At 60.5% G+C, this 26,501-nt stretch carries 24 protein-coding genes; 17 read left to right on the top strand and 7 right to left on the bottom strand.

The features are described from left to right. The first annotated feature begins 34 nt into the window (after nucleotides 1-34). From AADW57_RS02180 to AADW57_RS02165, 4 genes are all read left to right on the top strand, one after another. On the top strand, nucleotides 35-1,372 hold the full coding sequence (locus AADW57_RS02180; protein WP_341668421.1) for a sodium/glutamate symporter: 1,338 nt from the start codon (nucleotides 35-37) through the stop codon (nucleotides 1,370-1,372). A 25-nt stretch (nucleotides 1,373-1,397) separates the two neighbouring features. Next, on the top strand, nucleotides 1,398-2,330 hold the full coding sequence (locus tag AADW57_RS02175) for a LysR family transcriptional regulator (RefSeq protein ID WP_341668420.1): 933 nt from the start codon (nucleotides 1,398-1,400) through the stop codon (nucleotides 2,328-2,330). Nucleotides 2,331-2,719: 389 nt separating this feature from the next. Then, nucleotides 2,720-4,003, top strand: coding sequence for an AAA family ATPase (locus tag AADW57_RS02170; protein WP_341668419.1), 1,284 nt, complete (start codon nucleotides 2,720-2,722; stop codon nucleotides 4,001-4,003). Beyond that, the gene (locus AADW57_RS02165) at nucleotides 3,991-4,596 is read left to right on the top strand and encodes a hypothetical protein (RefSeq protein ID WP_341668418.1); all 606 of its coding nucleotides are present in this window, start codon (nucleotides 3,991-3,993) and stop codon (nucleotides 4,594-4,596) included. Before AADW57_RS02170 ends, AADW57_RS02165 begins: the two co-directional genes overlap by 13 nt. Before the next feature lie 153 nt (nucleotides 4,597-4,749). Here AADW57_RS02165 and glmS read toward each other — a convergent pair whose 3' ends face one another. Then, entirely contained in the window at nucleotides 4,750-6,576 is a 1,827-nt protein-coding gene (gene glmS, locus AADW57_RS02160; RefSeq protein ID WP_341668417.1) for a glutamine--fructose-6-phosphate transaminase (isomerizing), read from the bottom strand. Between the two features lie 197 nt (nucleotides 6,577-6,773). Between glmS and AADW57_RS02155 the strand changes: the two genes are divergently transcribed. After that, the gene (locus AADW57_RS02155) at nucleotides 6,774-7,262 is read left to right on the top strand and encodes an Lrp/AsnC family transcriptional regulator (protein ID WP_341668416.1); all 489 of its coding nucleotides are present in this window, start codon (nucleotides 6,774-6,776) and stop codon (nucleotides 7,260-7,262) included. 87 nt (nucleotides 7,263-7,349) lie between these two features. Here the strand turns inward: AADW57_RS02155 and AADW57_RS02150 are convergent, their stop codons facing one another. From AADW57_RS02150 to AADW57_RS02135, 4 genes are all read right to left on the bottom strand, one after another. Continuing rightward, nucleotides 7,350-8,462, bottom strand: a complete 1,113-nt coding sequence (locus AADW57_RS02150) for a glycosyltransferase family 4 protein (protein WP_341668415.1) — start codon at nucleotides 8,460-8,462, stop codon at nucleotides 7,350-7,352. Nucleotides 8,463-8,618: 156 nt separating this feature from the next. Next, nucleotides 8,619-9,989 carry a bifunctional UDP-N-acetylglucosamine diphosphorylase/glucosamine-1-phosphate N-acetyltransferase GlmU gene (gene glmU / locus AADW57_RS02145; RefSeq protein ID WP_341668414.1) on the bottom strand — a complete coding sequence of 457 codons (1,371 nt, stop codon included), beginning with the start codon at nucleotides 9,987-9,989 and terminating at the stop codon, nucleotides 8,619-8,621. A 25-nt stretch (nucleotides 9,990-10,014) separates the two neighbouring features. Continuing rightward, nucleotides 10,015-10,716 (bottom strand): PhaM family polyhydroxyalkanoate granule multifunctional regulatory protein, encoded by a 702-nt coding sequence (locus AADW57_RS02140; protein ID WP_341668413.1) that lies wholly within the window; start codon nucleotides 10,714-10,716, stop codon nucleotides 10,015-10,017. A 44-nt stretch (nucleotides 10,717-10,760) separates the two neighbouring features. After that, the gene (locus AADW57_RS02135; RefSeq protein ID WP_445819170.1) at nucleotides 10,761-11,588 is read right to left on the bottom strand and encodes an NUDIX hydrolase; all 828 of its coding nucleotides are present in this window, start codon (nucleotides 11,586-11,588) and stop codon (nucleotides 10,761-10,763) included. 277 nt (nucleotides 11,589-11,865) lie between these two features. Between AADW57_RS02135 and coxB the strand changes: the two genes are divergently transcribed. From coxB to AADW57_RS02110, 5 genes are all read left to right on the top strand, one after another. Further along, nucleotides 11,866-13,026, top strand: coding sequence for a cytochrome c oxidase subunit II (gene coxB, locus AADW57_RS02130; RefSeq protein WP_341668411.1), 1,161 nt, complete (start codon nucleotides 11,866-11,868; stop codon nucleotides 13,024-13,026). Nucleotides 13,027-13,095: 69 nt separating this feature from the next. Beyond that, nucleotides 13,096-14,700, top strand: a complete 1,605-nt coding sequence (ctaD, locus tag AADW57_RS02125; RefSeq protein ID WP_341668410.1) for a cytochrome c oxidase subunit I — start codon at nucleotides 13,096-13,098, stop codon at nucleotides 14,698-14,700. Nucleotides 14,701-14,717: 17 nt separating this feature from the next. Beyond that, a complete protein-coding gene (locus AADW57_RS02120; RefSeq protein ID WP_341668409.1) occupies nucleotides 14,718-14,828 on the top strand; it encodes a cytochrome oxidase small assembly protein in 111 nt (36 codons plus the stop codon). Between the two features lie 4 nt (nucleotides 14,829-14,832). Beyond that, a complete protein-coding gene (locus AADW57_RS02115) occupies nucleotides 14,833-15,057 on the top strand; it encodes a DUF2970 domain-containing protein (RefSeq protein WP_341668408.1) in 225 nt (74 codons plus the stop codon). A gap of 46 nt (nucleotides 15,058-15,103) precedes the next feature. Beyond that, nucleotides 15,104-15,979, top strand: coding sequence for a cytochrome c oxidase subunit 3 (locus AADW57_RS02110; RefSeq protein ID WP_341668407.1), 876 nt, complete (start codon nucleotides 15,104-15,106; stop codon nucleotides 15,977-15,979). A 38-nt stretch (nucleotides 15,980-16,017) separates the two neighbouring features. Here AADW57_RS02110 and AADW57_RS02105 read toward each other — a convergent pair whose 3' ends face one another. Further along, the gene (locus tag AADW57_RS02105; protein ID WP_341668406.1) at nucleotides 16,018-16,227 is read right to left on the bottom strand and encodes a twin transmembrane helix small protein; all 210 of its coding nucleotides are present in this window, start codon (nucleotides 16,225-16,227) and stop codon (nucleotides 16,018-16,020) included. Nucleotides 16,228-16,253: 26 nt separating this feature from the next. On the opposite strand from AADW57_RS02105, the gene AADW57_RS02100 reads away from it, so the two are divergent. Genes AADW57_RS02100 through AADW57_RS02080 form a run of 5 tightly spaced genes read left to right on the top strand, consistent with a single transcriptional unit; the run spans nucleotide 16,254 to nucleotide 20,213 of the window. Continuing rightward, nucleotides 16,254-17,033 carry an SURF1 family protein gene (locus tag AADW57_RS02100; RefSeq protein WP_341668405.1) on the top strand — a complete coding sequence of 260 codons (780 nt, stop codon included), beginning with the start codon at nucleotides 16,254-16,256 and terminating at the stop codon, nucleotides 17,031-17,033. 40 nt (nucleotides 17,034-17,073) lie between these two features. Then, the gene (locus tag AADW57_RS02095) at nucleotides 17,074-17,667 is read left to right on the top strand and encodes an SCO family protein (protein ID WP_341669640.1); all 594 of its coding nucleotides are present in this window, start codon (nucleotides 17,074-17,076) and stop codon (nucleotides 17,665-17,667) included. Nucleotides 17,668-17,670: 3 nt separating this feature from the next. Then, a complete protein-coding gene (locus tag AADW57_RS02090) occupies nucleotides 17,671-18,744 on the top strand; it encodes a COX15/CtaA family protein (RefSeq protein WP_341668404.1) in 1,074 nt (357 codons plus the stop codon). After that, nucleotides 18,683-19,576, top strand: coding sequence for a heme o synthase (gene cyoE, locus AADW57_RS02085; RefSeq protein ID WP_341668403.1), 894 nt, complete (start codon nucleotides 18,683-18,685; stop codon nucleotides 19,574-19,576). Before AADW57_RS02090 ends, cyoE begins: the two co-directional genes overlap by 62 nt. A gap of 31 nt (nucleotides 19,577-19,607) precedes the next feature. After that, a complete protein-coding gene (locus AADW57_RS02080; protein ID WP_341668402.1) occupies nucleotides 19,608-20,213 on the top strand; it encodes an SCO family protein in 606 nt (201 codons plus the stop codon). Here the strand turns inward: AADW57_RS02080 and AADW57_RS02075 are convergent. Then, nucleotides 20,210-22,825, bottom strand: a complete 2,616-nt coding sequence (locus AADW57_RS02075) for a cation:proton antiporter (RefSeq protein WP_341668401.1) — start codon at nucleotides 22,823-22,825, stop codon at nucleotides 20,210-20,212. The genes AADW57_RS02080 and AADW57_RS02075 overlap by 4 nt on opposite strands. 243 nt (nucleotides 22,826-23,068) lie before the next feature. Here AADW57_RS02075 and AADW57_RS02070 point away from each other — a divergent pair, with 243 nt between their 5' ends. Continuing rightward, nucleotides 23,069-23,506 (top strand): DUF2946 family protein, encoded by a 438-nt coding sequence (locus AADW57_RS02070; protein ID WP_341668400.1) that lies wholly within the window; start codon nucleotides 23,069-23,071, stop codon nucleotides 23,504-23,506. 98 nt (nucleotides 23,507-23,604) lie between these two features. Further along, complete coding sequence (locus tag AADW57_RS02065) at nucleotides 23,605-25,650, top strand: TonB-dependent copper receptor (protein ID WP_341668399.1); 2,046 nt, start codon at nucleotides 23,605-23,607, stop codon at nucleotides 25,648-25,650. Nucleotides 25,651-26,501: the final 851 nt, after the last annotated feature.

Here is a 26,501-nt window from a genome sequence, read left to right as displayed (position 1 = left end):
CCCTGCCACCAACAAGAACGAGGAGCCTATTTGAATGACTATCTGGAATCTGACGATTGACTTTGGCATTGCCAGCGGTCTGATACTGCTGTGCAAACTGATCCGGTCCAATGTGACTCTGGTGCAAAAACTGTTCATGCCGGTGGCGCTGATTGCCGGTTTGCTGGGCCTGGCCCTGGGACCACAAGGCGTGGATGCCTTGCCGATTTCCGGTGCGTTCAGCTCCTATGGCGGCATGCTGATTGCCGTTATTTTTGCCGGCGTAGGACTGGCCACACGCTTTCCCGCGCCGTCGCTACTGGTATCGCGCTCCGGCCAGCTCTGGGCCTTTAACCAGATCGCCACCGCCTCGCAGTGGCTGGTCGGCCTGGTGGTCGGTGCCTTGGTCTTTGTATACATCTGGCCTGACCTGTCCCCGGCCTTTGGTCTGATCATGCCGGCCGGCTTTATGGGCGGCCACGGCACCGCTGTTGCGATGGGCAACTCGTTTGCCGAATTGGGCTGGAACGATGCCACCACGCTGGCGCTGACATCGGCCACGGTAGGCGTTTTTGCCGCTATTTTGATGGGCCTGGCGATTATCCGTCATGGTGCCCGCAAGGGGCTGATCAGCGGGCTGACGCCGTTCGAAAAAATGGAGGTTCACCATCGCAAGGGACTGATCGAAGCGGCCGACCGCGTGGCCATCGGCAAGGAAACCGTCTCGGCATCGTCGATCGACGCGTTGTCTTTGCATCTTGCCTTGATCTTGCTGATTACGACTGGGGCCTACTATTTAAGTTCGTACCTGTCCGGGCTGAATGATTTTATTTCGGTACCCACCTTTGCCTGCGCGTTCCTGCTGGGCACCATCAGCCGCGCCCTGCTGGACCGCTTGGGCATGCTCCAGCATTTCGACACCAAACTGTTCAACCACGTCTCCAGCACGGCAACCGATTATCTGATCGTCTTTGGCATTGCCTCGATCAAGATCACCGTTCTGGTCAGCTATGCCGTCCCGCTGCTGGCCTTGATGGTGATCGGGCTGCTGCTGTGCCTGTTCATGGTGTTTTACGTGGCCCCGCGCATGCTGGACGAACAATGGTTCGAGAAAGGCGTTTTTTCGTGGGGTTGGATGACCGGCACCGTTGCCATTGCCATCTTGCTGCTGCGCATTGCCGACCCGGACCGCAAAACCACGATTCTGGACGACTATGCCATTGCGTACGTGCCCGGTGCCGTGTTCGACATTATTCTGATTTCCTTCATGCCGGGGCTGATTCTGCAAGGCTTTGTCTTTGAAACCATTGCCGCCTTGATCGGCTATATGGTTGTGGTCGGCATCATCAGCCGCATGCTCAAAGGCCGGGCTTTGCGCCTAAAATCAACCTGAGCCAACCCTTTGCTTGCTCAGGAACATGGAAAAAATTGGATTTGAGCTACGACAGATCCAGATGCTGGTCGCGGTGGGAAAGACACGGAGTTTTTCTACCGCCGCCCAGCAACTGAATGTCAGCCAGGCCGCTATTTCCCAGAATATCGCCAAGCTCGAAGAGCACTACGGCGTGTTACTGGTGCAACGACACAGTCGGCCGGTCTGCCTGACCGACGCCGGCAAAAAACTGGTCAAACTGAGCGAGGCATGGCTATCTCAGGCCGCCCATATGCAGAATTTCCTGCAGTTCAGCCATTCTTCGCGGCTCCGGCATCTGCGGATCGGCATCATTGACTCGATCACATCGGTGCTGGCTCCGTTCATTGTCGAAAATTTCTCGGACCGCGCTCATACTCTGAGTGTGCAATCGGGCGTCATCAGCAGTCTGGATTCGGCCTTCAAGGCGGGCGAATTGGATCTGCTGGTGACCACCAACGTCGATCCCGGCACACCGCCCGCCCACTCGTTTTTACTGGTCCAGGACCCCTATGTGCTGATCGCCCCCTGCCAGCACGCCCGGCTGACCTTTACCGATATGGTCCAGCAGCTCAGCTATATCGGCTACGACAAACGCTCACAGATCGGCCAACGCATACAGGCCATCTTTACGCAGCACGATATCAAGGTCAACAACACGATTTATGTCGATTCCTTCGACACGCTGTCCAAGCTGGTGTCCTCTGGCGTAGGCTGGGGCCTGATTTCCGCCTTCAGCCTTCAAGGCATTACGGCCCTGTCCCCGCATCTGCTGGTGCGCAATGTGTTCGAGGGCCGTTACTCCAGGAACATACACCTGATCAGCAACCCATCCCTGCCGCCAGACCTGATCGACAGCACGCGAGCCATGTTCCAGACCTTCCTGAACGAAACCGTCAGCAAGAAGATCCAGCAACACTTTCCGCTGATTACCTTCTGACTACTGACAAAGCAGGCTTATCAACACGGCCACCGCCCCGACAAACGCGTACCGCAGGACACCATCAAGCCACCAGCGCATACGCTGGTGGATATGCTGGGAGCTGGAAGTCATGTTTGCTTACGCTAAACTGGCACTGGCAGACATAACACTACTGCCCCTACTTTGACGTTTCGCCCATTCGGCAAGCTATATAATGCTCTTCGCTCCGTTCACTGACGATCTTGTGCCAGCGTTGTTCCATAGGCATTTAACGTCTCTTGCCAATGTCTGTTATCCGTTTAGCCATATATCGCTAAGCTGCGAAAGACAGCTTGGATGGAACGGCAGGCTCATCTAACTTAATATTTATTGGCGCGAAAAAATCACCACGTGTAAAGGACGCTGACATGCTCAAGGAACTACATCTGCAACAAGTGGGGCCAGCGAATGAAATGCGTCTGAAACTCAAGCCCCGTCTAAACCTAATTACCGGGGACAATGGCCTAGGCAAGAGCTTTTTATTAGATATTGCATGGTGGGCCATGACCCGCCGATGGCCACATACGCTGAACAAGTCACTGGTAAGCGGTTACGTGGCCCGGCCAGAGTCTGCGAAGGAAGGCAGCATCGCCTTCACGGTACAAGGAAAAGCAGGCAAGGAGATCAGTTATACCAGTACATTTTCAACCCGTGACGAGGCGTGGACAGGCAAGGCTGGTCGGCCGCACAACCCCGGCCTGGTGTTATACGCCATGGCCGATGGCGGTTTTGCCGTATGGGACCCGGCACGCAACTACTGGAAAAAAGTCGGCAATCAGGATGTGCAAGATCGTGTCCCTGCGTATGCATTCAGTCCACGCGATGTATGGGATGGGCTGAAAGACCCAGAGCGCGGCCAACTTTGCAATGGCTTAATCAACGACTGGGCCGGTTGGCAAAAAGAAAACGGCCAAGCTTACGAGCAGTTATGCGCCGTCTTGGAAAAGCTGTCTGAAACAGAGAGCCAGCCACTCAAGCCAGGACCCCTGACCCGTATCAGCCTTGACGACGCTCGCGATATCCCCACCCTGCAAACTGCTTATGGCAAAAATGTGTCGGTGTTGCATGCGTCATCTGGCGTACGGCGCATCATTGCTCTAGCCTACCTGCTAGTCTGGAGTTGGCAGGAGCACAGGAAAGCGGCAGAGCTGCTTGGCGAAGACACCACACCGCAAGTGGTCTTTCTGATCGACGAGATCGAGGCACACCTGCACCCACGCTGGCAAAGAGTGATTGTATCGGCCTTATTGAATGTGACGCAGGCCTTGGCAAAAGAAGCAAAGGTGCAATTGATCGTAGCCACGCACTCGCCCCTGGTCATGGTGTCGGCCGAACCCAGTTTTAACGCTAAAGAAGATGCCTGGTGGGACCTGGACCTGGAAGAAGGGAAAGTGGTACTTCGTCAGCGCGAGTTCGAGAAACACGGCGACGCCGATCGTTGGTTGACCAGTGAAGCTTTCGATCTTCGTAGCAGTCGGCCCTTGGAATATGAAAATCTGCTCAAGGACGCGTCTGCTTTATTGGAAGCTGATACGCCTGATATCCAGCAAATCCAGGCCATGAATGAGAAACTGCACGAAGCACTCAGCCCAACCGACGATTTTCTGTTCAACTGGCGTTATGTCATCAAGACTAAGGGATGGCTGAAGTGATCCCGGTCACACGTCAGCCTGAACCGATGGATTTTGACGCATTGGTCAGGAATCCCGGCTTGGCATGGTTGACCCAAAACAACATCAATCCGAATGCGCCCCCGCCCGTCGCATCCCAGCTCAAAAATTATTGGACTCACTCCAACAAAGCCTTGTGGGAGGCCTATGGCGGCGTCTGCGCGTATCTGGCGATTTATTTTGAATGGGTAAGCGGGGCCAGCTCCACAGACCATTTCGTCGCCAAATCCAAGAATGCCGGACAAGCCTACGAATGGTCGAACTACCGTTTGTCATGCCTGGGGCCCAACCGCAACAAACACAAGTTTGACGATGTGCTCGACCCGATCGGTTTAACACCCAATACGTTTGAGTTGAACCTAGTCAGTGGAGAAATTAGGCTCGGACAAAATCTAGATGCAAAGACGACCGCGATGGCCCGCAAAACGATCCAACGCTTGAAACTGGATAGCCCTGAACATAATCAAATGCGTCAGCGGCATTACACGCAATACCTTCGACACAAAGACTCTCAAACGCTGCGAGAGTTGTCGCCTTTTGTTTGGCACGAGGCTCAAAGACAGCAACTGCTGTGAAAACGGCGCGAAAGGCTGTCACCCCGCTACATTGAATGCCATACAAACAGCAGTTCGTGATGCGAACTGTTTGAACAGCTTTGACCCGTACGCAATGACGACATGAAAGACGACTACATGGTGGCCGTCTTTCATGCCGCCTTCTACGTACTCCTATTCCACCGTGACGCTCTTGGCCAGGTTGCGTGGTTTGTCCACGTCGGTGCCGCGCGAACAAGCCGTATGGTAGGCCAGCAATTGCAAAGTGACGGTATGCAAGATGGGCGAGAGCTTGCCGTAGTGTTCGGGCATGCGGATCACGTGGACGCGTTCGTTGCTGACGATGCGCGTGTCGGCATCCGCGAACACGTACAGTTCGCCGCCCCGGGCCTGGACTTCTTCGATATTGGACTTGAGTTTTTCCAGCAGTTCGTCGCGCGGGGCGATGGTGACCACAGGCATGGCTTCGGTGACCAGCGCCAGGGGACCATGCTTCAGTTCGCCGGCCGGATAGCCTTCGGCGTGGATATAGCTGATTTCCTTGAGCTTGAGCGCGCCTTCCATGGCAATGGGGTAATGCATGCCGCGCCCCAGGAACAAGGCGTTTTCCTTGCTGGCGAAGCGATCCGCCCAGGCCATGATCTGCGGTTCCAGTGCCAGCACGGCGGAAATGGCTGTCGGCAAGTGGCGCAAGGATTTCAGGTACTCGCCTTCCTGCTGATCGTTCATGCGGCCCTTGACCTGAGCCAGCGCCATCGTCAGCAGAAACAGCGCGGTCAGTTGGGTGGTGAAGGCCTTGGTGGACGCCACGCCGATTTCCACCCCGGCCCGGGTGATATAGGCCAGCTTGCATTCGCGCACCATGGCGCTGGTGGATACGTTGCAGATGGTCAGTGTCTGTTCCATGCCCAGGCTGCGGGCATGCTTCAGAGCGGCCAGGGTATCGGCCGTTTCACCGGACTGTGAAATGGTCACCACCAATGTGCGCGGATTAGGCACGCTGTCGCGATAGCGGTATTCGCTGGCGATTTCCACATTCACGGGGATCTTGGCCAGGGACTCGATCCAGTAGCGCGCCGTCAGACCCGCATAATAACTGGTGCCGCAGGCCAGAATCAGCACATTGTCGATGTCCTGGAATACCTTGTAGGCCTGATCGCCGAACAGCTCCGGGGTCACGCTTTCGATGTCCTGCAAGGTATCGCCCACGGCACGCGGCTGCTCGAAGATTTCCTTTTGCATAAAGTGGCGGTATGGCCCCAGTTCGGCGGCGGCCGTGTGCGTGTGCACGGTATGCACGGCACGCTCCACGGGGCGGCCATCCTTGCCCACGATCCAGACCTTGCTGATCTGCAGATCGATGACATCGCCGTCTTCCAGATAGATGATCTGGTCGGTGGTGCCGGCCAGCGCCAAGGCGTCCGAAGCCAGAAAATTTTCGTTGGTACCCAGACCCACGACCAGCGGCGAACCGTGGCGCGCGCCGACCACGCGGTGCGGCTCGTCCTGGCAGAACACCGCAATGGCGTACGCGCCGGTCAGGCGACGGATGACCTGCTGCACGGCCTCGAACAGATCGCCGTTGTACAGATGATCGATCAGGTGGGCGATCACTTCGGTGTCGGTCTGGCTCTCGAACACATAACCGATGTCTTGCAGTTCGACCCGCAGTTCGTCGTGATTTTCGATGATGCCGTTGTGAACCAGAGCAATACGCGCCTTGCCTTTGCCCGAAAAATGCGGGTGGGCATTGTGCGTGGCCGGCGCGCCGTGCGTGGCCCAGCGGGTATGCGCAATACCGGTAAAGCCTTCCAGGCGTTCGGCCAGAACTTGTTCCTGCAATTCGGCAACGCGCTGCGTGCTGCGCGCCCGGCGCAATTGGCCGTCGGCATGGACCGCCACCCCGCAGGAATCATAGCCCCGGTATTCCAGGCGCTTGAGCCCTTCCAGCAGGACGGGGACGATATTGCGCTGCGCAACAGCACCAACGATTCCACACATACGAAACTCCTGTTTCGGCCCGCAACAGTGCCGGCCAAGTCATGAATGGAGCTATTTTGGGCCTAAATATCAGAAATTTTATTTCTGTTTTTTTATAGTTATGAACTAAAATTTCATAAATCAATGTATCTGTAATTTTATTATTTTTAATAAATTTAAATGAAATTAAATTTCATAACATACGGATAAATTAAGCCATGATTGAATTAGACGAGCTGGACCTACGCATCCTGGAACAGCTCCAGAATGACGCCGCCATCAGCAACCAGGAACTGGCCGCGCGTGTGCATGCTTCACCACCGACCTGTTTGCGGCGCGTGCGTCGTTTGACCGATCAGGGTGTGATTATGCGCCAGGTCGCCTTGCTCAATCCTGCCCGTCTGGCCCCCAGCCTGACCGCCATCGTGGAAATTACCCTGGATCGTCAGGGCGACGAATTTCTGCGCGAATTCGAGCGTCTGCTGGTGCCCGAAAAAGCCGTGTTGCAGTGCTACCGCGTCTCGACCGGGGTGGACTTTATTGTGGTGCTGCAAGTGCGCGACATGACGGCCTACCATCAATTGGCACACGCCCTGTTCACCAGCCAGGCCAATGTGCGCAACGTGCGCAGCTTTTTTTCCATCCACCAGGCCAAATTCGAGACGCGCATACCCCTGCCCGCCAAGCCTGTCGCATCTGGCACATAGGGCGGCGACTGCCACAGACTCCATGTCCGCATTCACACCGGCCCACACATGGTTGACGGTAGCCCGGCACTCCCACGACGCTGGCGCTTAAGCCCGCTTATGACGCCGCGCCTGCAGCAACTGCCCATACAGGCGCAGATAACGCTGCACCATCGTAGCAGGACTATGTTCTTGCAAGGCCCAGCGCCGCGCCTGCTCGGCTTGCTGCCGCACCGCATCGGGCTGGTCCAGCAATGATTCCATTGCCTGCGCCAGCGCCTGGGCATCACCCACCGCGCACAATTGCCCACGCCCCTGCCCCAACAGTTCGGGCAGGCCTCCGGCCATAGTGGCAACCACCGGCACGCCATACACAAAAGCATCCAAGACACTGGAGCCCAAAGCCTCGTGCCGCGAGCTCAGCACAAATCCATCCAGCATGCGAAAGACCTGCTCCGGGCGCGACTCGAAACCGGCCAACACATAGCAACTTTCCAGACCCAGGCGAGCAACCAGCTCTTGCGCCGCCGACGTTTCGGAACCCTCCGCCCCGAAATGCAGGAACACAAAATCCTGACGGCGCTGCGCCAAGACATGCACAGCACGGATCAAAGTAAGCGGGTCTTTTTCCGCGGTCAATGCCGCCGTGGTGCCCAGCACCCGCAAACCCTGGGGATTCCAGCGTGAACGCAAAGCAGCCACATAATCGGGATCGGGTGGCAAGGGCTGGATGGCGCTGGGAATGACCTGCACAGCCAACCCCAGACGGCGCGGCTCGGCCGCCGCCGCCTGACTGATGGCCGCGAATTGGTCGGCCCGACGCCATTTCCAACGCGTGCGACGCTCTTTAGTCGACAAAGGGCCGCCCACTGCCTGTTCGTGGCGCTGCTTATCCACGGCAAAGGCAGTGCGCCGCGTAAATACCACGCGGCCACGCAGCCAGCCATGCAGCATTGCCAGCCAGCTCATGCACGATGCCGTCTGGGCATGAAGAATGTCAAAGCCGCGTCCATGCCGCAGCAAGTACCCAAAGGCGGCCGGAGCGGATGCGCAATCGATCACAGTCAACCCTGCCGCGCGCGCACGGCGGGCCAGTTCTTCGCCGCGACGAGCCAACAAACTCACCTGATGACCCGCCTCCTGCAAATGCTGCAGGGTCAGCAGCGTCTGCCGTTCGCCGCCGCGCCAGCCACGCTCGAAATTAAGCTGCAGAATGCGCATGATGAACGCCCGTTAAGCGCGGCCTGTCAACGATCTGTGCGGAACTCCCGGTCGGATCGCCAAACAAAGTCTGGCCAACCACGCCGCCCGGACCAAGCCGCCATGCGACTGGCCGCGACAATCCGACCCGCACTGGCTGGCAGACCTCAAAGCGCATCAGGACTTGCGCACCGGACGCTTCCAGCCCGGCACGCTGCGCTGCTCGGGACGCGACAGCGTCAGTTGCTCGTCGGGCGCATTGCGTGTCAACGTCGTGCCCGCACCGATGGTCGCGCCACGGCCGACGGTAACAGGTGCCACCAGCTGCGTGTCCGAACCGATAAAGGCATCATCGCCGATAACAGTACGGAATTTGTTGACCCCGTCGTAGTTGCAGGTAATGGTACCTGCGCCGATGTTGACGCGTTCACCCACATCGGCATCGCCCACATAGCTCAGGTGATTCGCCTTGGAGCCTTTGCCCAACTGCGTGTTTTTGATTTCCACAAAGTTGCCCACGTGAGTCTGATCGCCCAGCACCGCGCCAGGACGCAGACGGGCATACGGGCCGATTCGGGCCTCCTGGCCCACGATGGCCTGCTGCAAATGACTGAAGGCTTCCACCTGAGTGCCGGCCGCCAAGGTCACATCGCGCAAGACACAATGAGGGCCGACGCGCACGCCGTCCTGCAACACCACCCGGCCTTCAAAAACGCAACCTACGTCGATGAACACATCGCGCCCGCACTCCAAGGTGCCGCGCAGGTCGAAACGAGCCGGATCGGCCAGCGTCACCCCTTGTTCCAACAGGCGTCGCGCCTGTTCGGCCTGCCACAGACGCTCCAGTTGGGCCTGCTGCACACGGCTGTTCACACCCAGCGTTTCCCAGGGCGCGGCCGGTTGGGCTGCCTGCACGGGCACGCCATCGGCCACGGCCAGCGCGACGATGTCGGTCAGGTAATACTCGCCTTGTGCATTGTCGTTGGTAATGCGGCCCAGCCAGTCCTTCAGCTTGGCCGTGGGAGCCACCAGAATACCGGTATTGACTTCCTGCACGGCACGTTCCTGATCGTTGGCGTCCTTGTGCTCAACAATGCTTTGAACCGTACCGTCCGCGCCGCGAATGATGCGACCATAGCCACTGGGATCGGCCAGGATTTCGGTCAAGACGGCCACGCCCTGACCCCGCGCCTGCAACAGGCGGCGCAGGGTTTCGGGTTGAACCAGCGGCACATCGCCGTACAGCACCAGGGTGGCGTCATCGGCCTGATCGCCGCCTGCCAACTCAGGCACGGCCTGTTGCACCGCATGGCCTGTACCCTGTTGGGGCTGCTGCAAGGCAAAGGCCAAACCGTCCTGGCCATACGCCTGGCGCACACGCTCGGCGCCATGCCCCACCACCACTACGACTTTTTCCGGCCCCAGTTCGCGCGCGCTGTCGAGCACATGGCCCAGCATGGATTTGCCGGCAATGGGGTGCAGAACCTTGGGCAGGTCGGATTGCATGCGCTTGCCCAGACCTGCTGCCAGAATCACGATATTCAGCATAAAAAAGTACCTACAAGGTTGTCGTTCAGGTTTTCTTGCCCGCGCTCTTGGACGCAGTCTTGGCCGCGCCGCTCGTCTTGCGGGCGGTTTTTACGGGAGCGGCGGGCTCCTGCGCCGCACTGTGCTGGGCTTGCTCCATAGCCTGCCCGGCCTGCTGGCGAAACGCATCGGCCTGCCGCAAGGATGCGGCGGTTGCCGTGGCCATCGCATCAAACTGCTGCTGCAGCATCGACCACCAGGCCTGCGCGGCTGGACCGGCGGACGGATCACCCGCCTCGGGGGAAGATGCCGGTTCGGCCGCCGCCGGGCTAGCCGGTGGCTCTGTGGCCGGCGCACCCGACTGCGCGGCGGCTTTAGCGCCGGCAGCCAGGGGGTTCATGGCCATCATGGCCTCGAAGGGGTTTTGCCCTGCTGGCAGCCCGCCTTGCTGGGAAAAACTCTTGAGCGCGGCCAGAGTGGAACGCTGGATTTCCAGCCCCTGAATCGTAGTGCCCAGCATGGACAGGTTCAGTTGCAGCCAGCTTTCCACGGCACGCAGATCGCGGATGCGGCGCTCCAGGTCTTCAGCCGATAGGCTGGGCATCATGCCCGGGCTCAGTTCGGCTGCGCCGCCGCTGGCCATGTTTTTCCAGGCTTGCGCCATCATGTCCATGCTGCGCAGCAAGGGGTTTGTGCCTGCCCCGCCCAGGGCGCTGAAATCGGGTATGCCAAACGGATTCGTGTTCATGGTCGCTCCAATCGGGGTTGGTCCGCTCCCTGGTCAAACAGGGGTCAGGCGGATTGGGCCAGACGCTGCTGAAAACTGTCCATCAAGGCCACTTGCGCCTCCAAGGTGAACAGTTCCGCTTCCATCATCTGCCAAGCCTCGTCCACAGTCAGCAAGCGGAATTCGCTGACTTCGCCATCCATATTGCAGGGCCGCACGTCATCCGGCAAGACGCAATCGCTGACCAGCGCATTTTCCACCTGATAGCCCTCGGGCAAACGACGATGCATGCGCAAGACCACCCGTAGCGGGGTGCAGTCGCGCAGCACCTGTTCGGCCAGGCCCGCCTCTTCGTAGCTTTCGCGTACCAGCGACGTTTCCAGGGTTTCGCCTGCCACCGCCAGACCGCCCACCAGGGTGTCCCACATATTGGGGTCCGTGGACTTGGTGGGCGAACGGCGCGCCGCCCAGATGCGGCCATCGTCGGACCACGCATTCAGGTGCACGGCCTGGGTCAGAAAGCCCAGCGGACGCACCGCGCCGCGCTCAATGCGCGACAGACACACGCCTTCGCCTTGCACGGCCAGCAGTTCATCGCGCCAAGCGCGGATGCAGCCGCCTTGCTGCAGGCACACGGCGATCTGGTCCAGCACCTGCTCCAGCGTCAAGCCCTGCTGCGGGCAGGCATTGATGCGCAGCACATCTTCGTCGATGCGCACACCGGGCAACGCTTCTATGCAGGCGGCCGCACGCGCGGTAATCCATCCGGCAACACGCCCGGAAACAGTGACGGGACGGCTGCCGGGCGGCGGCAACTGCTGGATCTGGCTGGTCAGGCTCGCCATGCGCTGGCGTATAGCCTGGGCGAGCGATCGGTTCTGGAACGCATTCATAGGCGGCAATTGTAATTCAAGCCCCGCGCCATTACGGCTTTTGTAGCGTTTAGTCCAACCTTGTTTTGTAGGGACATACCCTGTCCTTGAAGGCGCAAGCGAGTTCGATATAATCTGCAAAAATAGTTCAGCTATAAAAACTTCGGACAGGCAATCAATCAGTAACTACAAGCCTGTCCCCTGGCAGCACCGCAGTTTCTTCCAGCGTTGGATTTTTCGGAGCGTCGACGCGACCGAACCCCGGTTTGGCACGGCGACACCAAAAAGAGGGACAACCATGAAGATGTGGAGAAGCGTGTTTGCTTTGAGCGCCAGCTGCACGGCGCTATCCAGTCAAGCGCAAAATGCCGATATGGCAGGGGGGCCGCGCGTCAACCAGTTGAACCTGCACACCGGGGTTACGCCCATTGCGCAGGATATCGCCTGGCTGCACTGGATGATGTTGATCATCTGTACGATCATCTTCATCGGTGTGTTCGGGGTGATGTTCTATTCCATCATCCGTCACCGCAAATCCAAGGGGGCCGTCGCGGCACGCTTTCACGAGCACCTGGGCGTGGAAGTGGCCTGGACCATCATCCCCTTTCTGATCGTGATCGGCATGGCGTTGCCCGCCACCAAGACCGTGGTGGCCATGAAAGACACCACCAGCGCCGACATGACGGTCAAAGTCACCGGCTACCAGTGGAAATGGGGCTACGAATACCTGGATGGCCCGGCCTCCGGGGTCAAGTTCCTGTCCAACCTAGCCACGCCACGCGATCAGATCGAAGGCCGCGCGCCCATTGGCGAAAACTATCTGATGGAAGTGGACGAGCCGTTGGTGGTGCCGGTCAACAAAAAAATCCGCGTGGTGCTGACCGCCGAGGACGTGATCCACTCCTGGATGGTGCCCGAGTTCGGGGTCAAACAGGACGCCATTCCCGGTTTTCTGCGCGATACCTGGTTCCGCGCCCAAAAGGCCGGTATTTATCGTGGCCAATGCGCCGAACTATGCGGCAAGGATCACGCCTATATGCCGGTCGTGGTGCAGGTTCTGGAGCAGCCGGACTACGAGAAATGGGCGCAAGATCAGCAAAAGAAACTGGCCGCGCTGGCCGATGACCCCAACAAATCATGGACGCCGGCGGAATTGATTCAGCGCGGCGAACAGGTATATGCGCAGAACTGCGTCGCCTGCCACCAGGCCAACGGCAAGGGGATCGCCAACACCTTCCCGGCCCTGGACGGCAGCACCAAGTTCGTCCTGGCCCCCAAGAAGGGGCAGATAGAAACGGTGCTGAACGGCCACCCCGGCACGGCGATGGCGGCGTTCCGCAACCAGCTCAACGATGTGCAGATCGCCTCTGTCATTACCTACACCCGCAATGCATGGAGCAACGCCGGCAAAGGCCCCGACCCCGTGGTCATGCCGGCCGACGTGAAGGCGCTGCGCTGACACGCAGCCCCCATCCCACCATCATTTCATCCCCGGCCCAGTCCGGGGAGCCGCAGGAAGGAGTCAAGCATGAGCAGCGTTACCGTCGACCATGTAGCGAACCCGAGCGGACATGATGACCATCATGCCCATGCCACACCCACGGGTTGGCGTCGTTGGCTGTTCGCCACCAACCACAAAGACATCGGGACGATGTACCTGATTTTCTCGTTCGTGATGTTGCTGGAAGGCGGCGTGCTGGCGCTGTTGCTGCGCACCGAACTGTTTCAGCCCGGCCTGCAGTTCTTTCGCCCCGAACTGTTCAACCAGTTCACCACCATGCACGGCCTGATCATGATTTTCGGGGCCATCATGCCGGCTTTCGTCGGCTTTGCGAACTGGATGATCCCGCTGCAAATCGGCGCTTCGGACATGGCCTTTGCGCGCATGAACAACTTCAGCTTCTGGCTGCTGCCGGTGGGCGCGCTACTATTTACGGCCTCGTTTTTCGTGCCTGGCGGCGCACCGGCCGGCGGCTGGACCATGTACGCCCCCCTGTCGCTGCAAATGGGACCAGGCATGGACTTTACGATCTTCGCGGTCCACATCCTGGGGGCTTCTTCCATCATGGGGGCCATCAACATTGTGGTGACGGTGCTGAACATGCGCGCCCCCGGCATGACGCTGATGAAAATGCCGCTGTTTTGCTGGACCTGGCTGATCACCGCCTACCTGCTGATTGCGGTCATGCCCGTGCTGGCCGCCGCCGTGACCATGCTGCTGACCGACCGCCACTTCGGCACGCACTTTTTCAATGCCGCCGGCGGCGGGGACCCCGTGCTGTATCAGCACATCTTCTGGTTCTTCGGCCACCCCGAGGTCTACATCATGATTTTGCCGGCCTTTGGCATCGTATCCGCCATCGTGCCCGCCTTCTCGCGCAAGCCGCTGTTCGGCTATGCCTCGATGGTGTATGCCACGGCCGCCATCGCCATCCTGTCTTTTTTGGTCTGGGCGCACCACATGTTTACCACCGGCATGCCAGTCACCGGGCAGTTGTACTTCATGTACGCCACCATGCTGATCTCCATTCCGACCGGAGTAAAGATCTTCAACTGGGTCGCCACCATGTGGCGCGGTTCGCTGTCCTTCGAGACGCCCATGCTGTTTGCCATCGGCTTTATCTTCGTGTTCACCATCGGCGGTTTTACCGGCCTGATCCTGGCTGTAGCACCCATTGATATCGCCGTGCACGACACGTATTACGTCGTGGCCCACTTCCATTATGTGCTGGTGGCCGGTTCACTGTTCGCCCTGTTCGGCGGTGCCTATTACTGGCTGCCCAAATGGACCGGTCGCATGTACAACGAACGCCTGGGCAAGATCCATTTCTGGTCCACCATGATTTCCTTTAACGTCACCTTTTTCCCCATGCACTTTCTGGGTCTGGCCGGCATGCCGCGCCGCTATGTGGATTACGCGGGTCAGTTCACGGACTTTCACCAGATCGCCACCATCGGTGCCTTCTGGTTCGGTCTGTCCCAGTTCCTGCTGATCTACATCGTGATCCAGGCTGCACGCGGCAAGGGCGACACCGCCCCCGCCAAACCCTGGGAAGGCGCAGACGGCCTGGAATGGACGGTTCCGTCACCCGCACCGCACCATACGTTTGAAACCCCGCCCGTCATCAAGTAAATCCGGAGGACTTCACCATGACACCCGAGCAACGTCGCCGTAACCGCCGCACGGGCCTGCTGTTGGCCGTGTTCGTGGTGGCCGTCATGGCCTGGACCTTCCTGAAAGGCAGTCAGTTCCTGGGGTAATGACATGGATGACGATTTCCGCAAGCTGACCCAGCGCAAGCTCAGTTTTCTGCAAACGCTTAAAGCGATTGCCTGGGGGTTTTTCGGCGTGCGGCGCGGCCGCGACCACGAACAGGACATTGCCCGCATCAACCCGGTGTACCTGATTATTGCCGCGCTGATCGCCACCCTTCTTTTCGTCGTGGGCCTGGTCATGGTGGCCCGCTGGTTCATCGGCCAAGCGGCCTGACCGCATCGCTGACATCGCGCCCCCAAGGGCGAACAGGGAGAACAATATGCATGTCCAACCCACGGCCCATGCCTCCAAGGCACCGTACTATTATGTACCCGGCCTGTCCGGACACCCGGTGCGCGCCAGTGTTTCCCTGTGCCTGACCTTGCTGGGCGCGGCCACCTGGATCAACAACTGGTCGGGTGGCTTCTGGTTGTTTCTGGTCGGTATCCTGAGCTTTTTGCTGGTGCTGTACTTCTGGTTCAGCGATGCCATCCGCGAATCCGAGGCGGGCCTGAACAGCACGCGGGTGGACGTGTCCTATCGCTGGAGCATGTCTTGGTTCATCTTCTCGGAAGTCATGTTCTTTGCGGCCTTCTTCGGCGCACTATGGTACACGCGCGAAATCGCCACCCCCCTGCTCAGCGACCTGGACCACCGCACCTTGCTGTGGCCCGATTTTTCCGGCACCTGGCCCAATCAAGGCCCGGCCGGCACCATTGCCGCATTCCAGACCGTGGGTCCGTTCTGGCTACCTACCATCAATACCGCACTGCTGCTGTCCTCGGGCGTCACGCTGACCATCGCCCACCACGCCTTGCGCGCCAGCAAGCGCAGCAGCGCCATTTTCTGGCTGTTTCTGACGGTGGCCCTGGGCTTTACATTTGTGGCCTGCCAGGCCTACGAATACCACCACGCCTACACCGAACTGAACCTGAAGTTCACCTCCGGGGCCTATGGCGCGCTGTTCTACATGCTGACCGGCTTTCACGGCTTTCACGTCATTATCGGTGCCACCATGCTCAGCGTAATGCTGCTGCGCCTGATGCGCGGCCATTTCACCGCCGAGCACCATTTCGGCTTTGAAGGCGCGGCCTGGTACTGGCACTTTGTGGACGTAGTATGGCTGGGACTGTATCTGTACGTTTACTGGTTCTGATGGCGGCTGAACGGGCCCGGCCAGCCGGGCCTGCCACCTTAACCGCCAACCGGCACCCCCGTGCTTTCTATCCACCCCCAATGATGGGCCAGCAACACGAACAAGAACAAGGCCACCGACAAACCTACCCGCCAGGTCAGCGCATAGGCCATGCGACTAGAATTGCCCCTGTCCTTCATCAGATAGACCAGCGCACTGGCCAGCGACCCGACAATTCCGAGAAAAACCACCAGTACGAGCATACGCATCAAGCACCTCGCTTCAGGGTTCAGAGATGTCCAGCACCACACGTTTTTCCAGCCGTCGTTCCCTGCTTGCCCTGATCGCCCTGGGCCTGCTGATGATTTTGTTCGTCAGCCTGGGGCGCTGGCAACTGGACCGTGCCCAAGAACGCCGGGCACTGGCCGAGCAGATCGCGCATGGCCGCGAGCAAGCACCGGTACACGTGGACTCCCAAGTCGGGCTGGAGCACAGCAGCTTCTGGCAGACCATCGCCTTGCAAGGAACATGGCGCGGCGATTTAACTGTACTCCTGGACAATCGCAATTTCAAAGGAAAGCCCGGTTACTGGGTCGCCACGCCCTTTGTGCTGGACCAGGGCACACTGACCGGCAGCGCCATCCTGGTGCTGCGCGGCTGGCTGGCGCGCCAGCCCGGCCGGCCGCCGCGCCCGCCCGCCGTGCCGGGCGGGCCGCAACACATCGAAGGCGAACTGCTCGAACGCGTACCGCGTCTGTTCGAGCTGGGCGCATCCCCCTTGCCCGCCACCCTGCCCGATCCGGCAGGCACGCTGCCTGTGGTCCAAAACCTGACCGTGAACGAACTGAGCGCGCGCAGCGGATTAAAAATGCAAGCGGTCGTTCTGGCACAGACCAGTCCCTCTGGGGCATTGCTGACCGACTGGCCCGACCCGAACATCGATTTTGAAAAAAACAACGGCTACGCCCTGCAGTGGTTCGGTTTTGCCCTGATTGCCCTGTGCGCTTGGTTGGGTGTAGCGTGGAAATGGCTGCGGCGCACCTGGCGCGCGCCCTCAACGACAAGGAAAGCCTGACGTGGATACGACGACCCGACACCCCGCCCGCCCGCGCTCCATGACCCCCTTGTATTGGCTGTTGGCCGTCAGCCTGGCCCCGGTTCTGTTCGCTCTGGCTGCCTATTACATCCCCGGCTTGGGGTTGCGCCCCGACGACAGCAATGCCTATGGCCGACTGATCACGCCGCAACGCCCCGCGCCGGACAGCACGGCCTTGCACCTGAACAGCCTGGACGGTCGGCCTTTCGATCTGCAATCGCTACGCGGGCGCTGGGTGCTGGTCAGCGCGGACGCCAGCGCCTGCCCCGAAAGCTGCGTGCGCAAACTGTTCATCCTGCGCAATTCCCACGCCAGCCAGGGCAAGAACGTGGAGCGTCTGGCCCGCGTCTGGTTCCTGACCGACCGGGGTCAGCCCGACCAACAAATTCTGCACGCCTACCAGGGCACGCACATGCTGCGCGCTGACCCGCAGCAACTGGCCGCTTTCCTGACGCCTCGGGCGAACGGCACGGATGCCCTGCAAGCCCTGAAAGACGGCATGTGGATCATCGATCCCAACGGCAACCTAATGATGGTGTTCCCCGGCGATGCCGACCCCCTGAAGGTGCGCACGGACATCCGTAAGCTGCTGAACAACTCGCGCATCGGATAAAGCATGACAGCCCTGCGCCGCCGCTACCGCAAGCTGGTCTACCTGACCTGGTTCCTGACCCTGGACCTGATCATGTTCGGCGCGTTCGTGCGCCTGACCGATTCGGGCCTGGGCTGCCCGGACTGGCCCGGCTGCTACGGCAAATTCAGCCCGTTGGGCGCAGGAGCGCATATCGAACAGGCCTATCAGGCCATGCCCTACGGCCCGGTCAGTTGGGGCAAGGCCTGGATCGAAATGATCCACCGCTATGTGGGCGCAGCGCTGGGACTGTTGATTATCGCCATCGTCTGGATGGCCTGGCGGCACCGCCACGCACTGGGCCACTCGGCCCGCCTGGCAAGCTTCACCTTGCTGGCTGTCTGCCTGCAAGGGGCATTCGGTGCCTGGACCGTCACTCACAAGCTGATGCCTATCATCGTCACCACGCACCTGCTGGGCGGCATGGGGGTGCTGGCCCTGATGACCTGGCTGGCTGCACGCGAAACCGCCGGCCCGCCCGCTGCTGCCGCCACGCGTCGTCTGCGCCCTTGGCTGATTGCCGCCCTGCTGCTGTTGACCGCGCAAATCGGGCTGGGCGGATGGGTTAGCACCAACTATGCGGCCCTGGCCTGCATGGACTTTCCACAATGCCACGGCCAGTGGATTCCCGACATGGATCTGCACGGCGGCTTTTCGCTGTTCCGCGCCCTGGGCGAGCTGCCCTCGGGCGAAATGATCTCGCAGGCCGCGCTGACCGCCATCCACTGGGTACACCGCAATATGGCCTTTGCCGTGTTCCTGCTGCTGGGGACGGTAGCCTGGAAATTACGCGCCGATCCGGCCCTGCGCGGTCCGGCCACGCTGGTGCTACTGCTCCTGCTGGCGCAGCTTTTCACGGGGTTAACCACGATCTTTTTCCAGTGGCCTCTTCTGATTGCCGTCCTGCATAATGGGGGGGCCGCCGGTCTGGTACTGACTGGCGTCACCCTGCTGGTACGGCTGTCCCGCCCGTCGACTGTCCTTCAAGGAACACAGTATGACAACCACCGCTACCCTCGCCCACGCCTCGCTGCTGCGCCAGTATCTGGTTCTGACTAAGCCTCGCGTCACCCAACTGGCTGTTTTCTGCGCCGTCATCGGCATGTTTCTGGCCTCGCCCGGCCTGCCCGACCCCGGCACCGTCATTGCCGGCACAATCGGCATCTGGATGCTGGCCGCTGCCGCCTTTGCCCTGAACTGTCTGATTGAAAGCAAAATCGATGCCCGCATGCTGCGCACGGCCCGCCGGGCCACCGCGCGCGGTGCCATCACCCCCACTCAAGTCCTGATTTTTTCCGGTCTGCTGGGCGGCCTGGGCATGCTGGTGCTGTACTACTGGGTCAATGCCCTGACCATGTGGCTGACCCTGGCCACCTTTATCGGCTATGCCGTCATCTACACCATCATCCTCAAGCCCCTGACGCCGCAAAACATCGTCATCGGCGGCCTGTCTGGTGCCATGCCACCCGCCCTGGGTTGGGCGGCCGTGGCCGGTTCTGTGCCCGCCGAAGCCTGGCTGCTGGTGCTGATCATTTTTATCTGGACCCCGCCCCACTTCTGGGCCCTGGCCCTGTACCGCCAGCACGACTACCAGCGCTCGGGCCTGCCCATGCTGCCCGTCACCCACGGTCAGACCTTTACCACGCTGCACGTGCTGCTCTACAGCTATATTCTGCTGGCCGGCACTCTGTTGCCGTTTGTGATCCGCATGAGCGGGCCGCTGTATCTGGCCGCCGCCATACTGCTGGGCGCGCGCTTCATCCAGTATGCCCACCAGTTACACCGCCAATACAGCGACGAGCTGGCGCGCGCGCTGTTCCGCTACTCCATTATTTACCTGGCCCTGCTGTTCGGCGCGCTTTTACTGGATCACTGGGTTCGGTTACTCTGAAGGTCTGTCCGACCTTTTTACGTCCGCTGTCATGCCCAACCCTTTTCCTGTTTCCTGGCAACGCCTTGTTTGCGTCGCCGCGCTGGGGCTATTGCTGTCCGCCTGCACGCCCGAACCCGCCCAGCCTGCGTTCCAAGGCAGCAATATTGCCGGTTCGCACTTCGGGCAGGACATGGAAATGGTCGATACCAGCGGCCAGACCCGCCGGCTCGACGACTATCGCGGCAAAGTACTGGTGGTTTTTTTCGGTTTTACGCACTGCCCGGACGTCTGCCCGACCTCGCTGGCCCAATTGCATGCGGCCCAGCAGTTACTGGGCCAGGACGCCGAGAAGATGCAGGCCATCATGATTAGCGTGGACCCGCAGCGCGACACACCGGCGCTGCTGCGCACCTACCTGGACGCCTTCAGCCCCGACTTTGTGGGCCTGACCGGCAGCGCCGACCAGCTTGCGCGCACGGCGCGCTCGTTCAAGGCGTTTTATGCGCGCTCGGGCGCAGCCGGATCGGCGCACTACAGCATGGACCATTCCTCGTCGTTCTATGTAATCGACCAAACTGGCCAGGCCCGTTCGCTGCTGCGCGGCGATGCCACGCCGGAAGAAATCGCTCACGACGTGCGCCTGCTGCTGGACTAAGAAGCTTCGGTCACGATAGGAATTTCACCACCCGGCTGCAGCGGCCCCACAAAACTTTCGGCCTGGCTCAATGTATGCGCCAGCCCAAACAACGGCGGCAAAGGCTCGTGCTGACGCTGACCGGACTCGAACTCTTTCCAGACCTGATAGGCCCGCTGACGCTGGCGCACGACGGTTTCTATCTTCTCGCGCAGCAAAGGGTCTTTGGCCTGCAGGCCATCGAAATCGCGCTCGGTCAGCATCAACAAGCGACTGTAGCCCAATGAGCGCACTACGCCGGCATAGTCGGTGTGCTCGACCAGATTGACCTCGCCAAAGATCTCGCCCGTGCCCAGCTCCACCGTGCTGCCATCGGGCAGCGTGGTTTCCACCGCGCCCGAGGCCACAAAATACATGGCGCGCATGCCGCCGAAACGCAGATGGATTTTCTGATCCGGCAGCGCCAGTCGGGGCCGCAGGCGTTTGGCCAGGCGCTGCTTGGATTCTTCCGGCAAACCATCGAACATAGGCACACGGCCGATCAATTCGGCTGCGCTCATGGCAATGTCCAGAGCAGGCCGCTTATCCAGATACTGCCAGCGCTGATTGATCTGCTTGACCAGATCCGAGTACATCTCGCCGGTAATCAGCGAATGCGACAGCATATCGCGATAGCGTGTCCGTTCCTGCGAAGCGGCGGAGCGCGCCAGATACGATTCCTGCAACCATTGCGCAAATACGGGGTATTGCAGATTGAGCGAGTGCATGGCGTCTTCCAGTTGCATCAGGCGCAATTGGTGCGCCTGCACAATGGTTTCGGTCGCCTGCTGGCCCAGCAAGGGCGGCAGTTCTTCGCGTGCAAAACGGATCAGGCGCTCGGCCACCGAGCGTTTGGCAATCAGATTGGAAAAACGCTTGGCCAACTCGCGTGCCAGCCACCCCTGCACGCCCAACAAATAGTGCAGCCGCAGGGCCCAGCGGAACCCGTAGGAAAAACGCAGATCGGCCGCAATGGCCGATTCAAAGCCAGTCAATCCGCCCTGGCGTACGGTATCGTTCATGCGTTCGGCGCGGCTTAACAAGGATTCGGCCGTTTTCCAGTCCACGATCTGCGACTTCAGCAGATCGTAGAACAACTCCACTTCGCGGGCCGACAGGATCGCCATGCCTATCTTGATCTTCTGTGCCTCGGTCAAACTCTGGATCTGCCCGGAGGCCACGCTGGCCTGACTGGCCTCGAACACAGTACACAGATGCTGGGTGACCTGCGGTTTGATTTTTTCCTGACGTGCCAGCTCCTCGGTCTTGTCGCGCAAGTCCTCCAGCGCCAGACTGACGGCCTGATCCCGCAAGTGCCGCTCCAGCGGCGTCAACTGGTCCAGACCCAGCCTATGGATCAAGGGCCGCAGGGTCATGCCGTTGACAAACAAGGTCAGCAATACAAAACCGGTGGTCGCCACGCCGATGAACTGGCGCACATCGTGCGGCACGGCGTGCTGTTCCGTGACCGCCAAAGCCAGGGCCAGAGACACCGCGCCACGCAGCCCGCCCCACAAAATGACCTTGCGATAAGGCCGACTGACCCGCGTACCAAAACGCGTGCGTCCCAGCATGGGCAGCACGCCGAACACCATCACGGCGCGCGCCATCAGGGTGACCACGAACAACAGCCCGATCAGGCCCACTTGCGTCCAGGTCATTTCCGCCATCATGCGCGGAATCAGCATGGCGGCAAACAGGAAGATCAAGGAGTTGGCCAGAAAACCCATCTGCGCCCATGAACTGCTCATCAGCTCGAAGGTGGCAGGCGACATGCGGGTACGTCCAGTCGAACCCACCACCAAGCCGGAAATGACCGTCGCCACCACGCCGGAGACACCCAGATAGTGTTCTGACACAAAAAAGGCCAGATAGGCCAGGGCAATGGTCAGTGTCACCTCGGCCGAAGGCCAGCCGCGCAGCAAAACAAACAGACTGCTAGACAAACGCCCCATCAGAAAACCTGCCAAAGCGCCGCCCAGAAAGCTGAACAGAAAGCTGTTCAACACCTTGCCGCCGGACAGTTCCCCACCGCCGGTCAACACGGCCAGCAACACCGAATACAAGGCGATGGAAGCGGCATCGTTGAACAGGGCCTCGCCCTCGACCAGGGTAGACAGCCGCTTGGGCGCACCCACTTCGCGAAACACCCCGACCACGGCCACAGGGTCGGTAGTGGCCACGATGGCACCCAACATCAGACATACGACCAGGCCATAAGACGACGCCGCATCCAGGGCATAACCCACCGCCACGGTGCAGACCACCACGGCAACAATGGCCATCATCAGAATCGGGCCGATGTCGTCCAACAAGCGCCGCAGGTTCATGGACAACGAGGTCTCGAACAGCAAAATGGGCAGGAAAACGTAGAGGAAGGTCTCGGAGGAAATATCAAACGCCTGCAGCGTATCGAAAAAATCTGCCATGAACTTGGGCGCGCCGGCATGCAAGTGCAAGACAATGCCCAGCGCAAAACCGATCAGGGCCAGGAGAACCGAATACGGCAGGCGCAAACGCCCCGCCAGTGGCGGCATGAAAGCCACCAAGGCCAGCAAGCCCGCCAATCCGAACACAAACTGCCCAATCTGCATTGCTACGTCCTTAACGATCGGTCACCAGCCGATCTGCACATGCATCACCACCAGGCATGGCCTTGGAGCAGGCCAGATCGGCACGGCAAACTCCCCTACTTTCCGTGGGGTTTAGCATAGCGCCTTTTAATGACCGGACTGTCGGCAAGAGCCCGTTTTCTACCAAAACTTACGTTTTTTCTGTCAGAAAAATCTGCGCCAGGACAAATTCAGCAGCGTCACAAATCGTTATACTTTCGAGCCATGAGCTTTCCGCGCACCTTGTCCGCCGCTGCATTCTGGCCCCGCCGTCTGGGCCTGTGCCTGTTGCTGCTGGCGGTGCTGCTGCGCGGCATCGTACCCGCCGGCTACATGCCCCGGCAGACCGAGCAAGGCTACGCCCTGACCTTCTGCCTGCCGGCCGGACAGACGCTGTCGCCCGAAGCGGCGCGCCAATGGGCCGCCCTGATGGGGGAGGACACCGATCTATCCCACGAACAGGCAACCACCAGCGCCACCTGTCCTTTCGCCACGATGCTGCTGGCGTCCCTGATGCCCGCAGCCCTGGCACCGATTGCTCCTTTGCACAGCGGCCGCTTCCGGCCCTTGCTGCTGCCGGCCGCCAAGCCCATTCTGGACCAGGCGTTTATTCGCGGCCCGCCTGTGGGCCAACGCGCTCCCCCTCGTTTTCTTCCTGCCTGATCGTCTGCGCACGGCCCTGGCCGCGCGCCCATTTTCATTTGACGCCCTCCCCCTTGCGGCTTTGCCGCAGGCGTAGTGGCGTGCCCTGGAATTGAGTCATGAAGAAATTTGTCACACCCGGCCTGATCAGTGCCGGCGTCCTGGCCTGGACAGCGCATCCTGTCCAGGCCCAGCCTCCCTCCGTCGAGACACTAAGCCCCATCGTCGTCACCGGCGTGGCCCCCGAATCCCCCTTGCAGTTCAGCACCAACCCCAGACTGCCGCGCCTACCGCTGCCGGCCAGCGATGGCACGGACTACCTGAAAACCATCCCCGGCTTTGCCGCCATACGCAATGGCGGCAGCAACGGCGATCCGGTGCTGCGCGGCATGTTCGGGTCGCGCCTGGCCATACTGGCCAACGGCAGCGCCATGCCCGGTGCCTGCCCAGGCCGCATGGACGCGCCCACCTCGTATATTTCGCCGCAATCCTTTGACGAGCTGAACGTAATTAAAGGCCCGCAAAGTGTGCGCTGGGGGCCGGGCGCGTCCGCCGGCACCGTGCGCTTCGAGCGCAAACCGCCCAGGTTTACGGGACCGGACGCGACACTGCAAGCCAGCCTGCTGGGCGGCTCCTGGGGCCGACACGCCGGTAATGTGGACTTTACCGCCGGCAATGCCGCTTACTATGCCCGCCTGACCGCCAACCAGGACCGCGCCCAAGACTACAAGGACGGCAACGGACAGCGCGTGCCTTCCCGCTGGAAAAAATGGAATACGGATATCGCCGTGGGCCTGACGCCCGACCCCGATACCGTGCTGGAGCTGAGCGCAGGCACGGGCGACGGCTATGCACGCTATGCCGGACGCGGTATGGACGGCACCCGCTTCAAGCGCGAAACCCTGGGCCTACGCTTTCAGAAAGACATGGATCAGGGGCTGCTGCGCGCCATCGAGGCCCAGCTCTACTACAACTACGCCGATCACGTCATGGACAACTATGAACTACGCCCCTTCAAGCCGGGCGGCGGCATGTCCATGCCCATGGCCTCCAATGTGGATCGTCTGACCTGGGGTGCGCGTCTAAGCGCGGACTGGGCGCTGCGCGCGGATCTGACCCTGACGACCGGCCTGGATATGCAACGCAGCCGCCACCGCAAGCGCAGTGCGATGGGCAGTCAGGATTATCGGGACCAGACCCGCGTCAAAGACGCGGAATTCGATCATTTAGGGCTATTTGCCGAAACCCGCTGGGAGCTGAGCGACAGGTCGCGTCTGATCGGCGGCGCCCGACTGGACAAGGCCGGCGTCAAAGATTGGCGCACCTCCTTGGGCAGCGGCATGATGAGCAGGCCTAACCCGGGTGCCGGCCAGCAACGGCGCGAAACCCTGCCGAGCGGCTTTCTGCGTTGGGAACACGATCTGGATTCCGTGCCGCTCAGCCTCTATGCTGGTCTGGGCCATGTGCAACGCATGCCCGATTACTGGGAACTGTTCTCGCCACGTCGCGGGCCGCAAGGCAGCGCCAGTGCCTTTTTGGGGATACAACCCGAGAAAACCACCCAACTGGACATAGGGGCGCAGTACAAGAGCGATACGCTGACGGCCTGGGCATCGGCCTATGCAGGGCATATCCAGGACTACATCCTGTTCGACTACCCGCAAAGCGGCATGGCAGGCGCACAGGCGCGCAATGTCCAGGCCCGCATCATGGGCGCGGAAGTAGGCGCGGACATCCGGGCCAGCCAGGACTGGACGCTGGGCGCAACGCTGGCCTATGCCTGGGGTCGCAACCGCAGCGACGGCCGTCCACTGCCCCAGATGCCGCCACTGGATCTGCGCCTGAGCGCCGACTATGCACGCGGGGCCTGGTCGGCCGGCGGTGTCTGGCGTCTGGTGGCCGCCCAGCGCCGGTATGCCCGTGGCCAAGGTAATGTAGTGGGCTACGACTTCGGCCCAAGCGCCGGTTTCGGCACCTTGTCGCTGTACGGGGGGTATCAGATCAACCGTCATCTGTCCCTGACTGCCGGTGTGGACAATGTGTTCGATAAAGCCTACAGCGAGCACCTGAATCTGGCTGGCAACAGCGGCTTCGGCTTTGGGGCGGCGACCCGTTTCAACGACCCGGGCCGCACGGTCTGGCTGAAAGCGGCACTGTCCTTCTGACGACACCCATACCCTGCCGGCGGCGGGCCTGGACGGGGCTGTCGGTGGGGGAAGACTGGACGTGTCAAGCTACGTGTTGCTCAACAACAAACCTGGAGCCGCCATTCGGACTTCCTGTGGTTCCGTTCGGGCTAAGCGCTTGCCGGTGCTTCGCACCGGTTCCCTGGTCGGTGAATCGACCCGGGCGCGCCGTTAACTTACCCGGTGATGCGTCCCCCGGACGCATCACAAGCGTCGGGCGCAAACAGAACGGCGCTTGTCTCCCGGCCCGATCCCCCACCTGCGGCAAGCACTTCAATTCGCCCTCCCGCAACCACAGGAAGTCCGAACGGCTCAACATGGCTCGTCGTAGACACAGCGAGCGGGCTATCAGTAGCGTCTACCATGAAGACACAAGGCATTCTGAGCCATTGATTCTCACTGTACTCATTAAGAGCCGCTCAAGCTGGCATGCAAGGTCGGCGGGGCGGGTCAGGCGGTTTGCCGCCGGCAAACACACGGGCCGGGGAGCAAGGGGCGTGTTGTTAGAGGAGCACGTTTGCGATTCGTCCGGGGGACGAATCGCGCTCCGAGTTCACGACCCGCCCGGCCCGTGTGCTTGACAAGGGCACCGGTGCGCAGCACCGGCAAACCGTCAGCCCAGACGACCTTGCATGCCAGCTTGAGCGGCGGCATACGAAGCACGCATTCGGATCAATAACAGATCCACCCAAACGCATTTTTGCAGGACAAAAAAAGGGACACCTTGCTGGTGTCCCATAAACATCCGCTTCAAAAGGGAGGGGAAGAGGAGAAGCCGAAGCGGACGACACGTATTGCATTGCGTAAGTGGCAAAAATCAACACATGTAT

It is taken from the genome of Alcaligenes sp. SDU_A2 (genome assembly GCF_038237375.1).
Classification (GTDB): Bacteria; Pseudomonadota; Gammaproteobacteria; order Burkholderiales; family Burkholderiaceae_B; genus Alcaligenes.
This window is presented reverse-complemented; position numbering and strand designations above follow the sequence as displayed.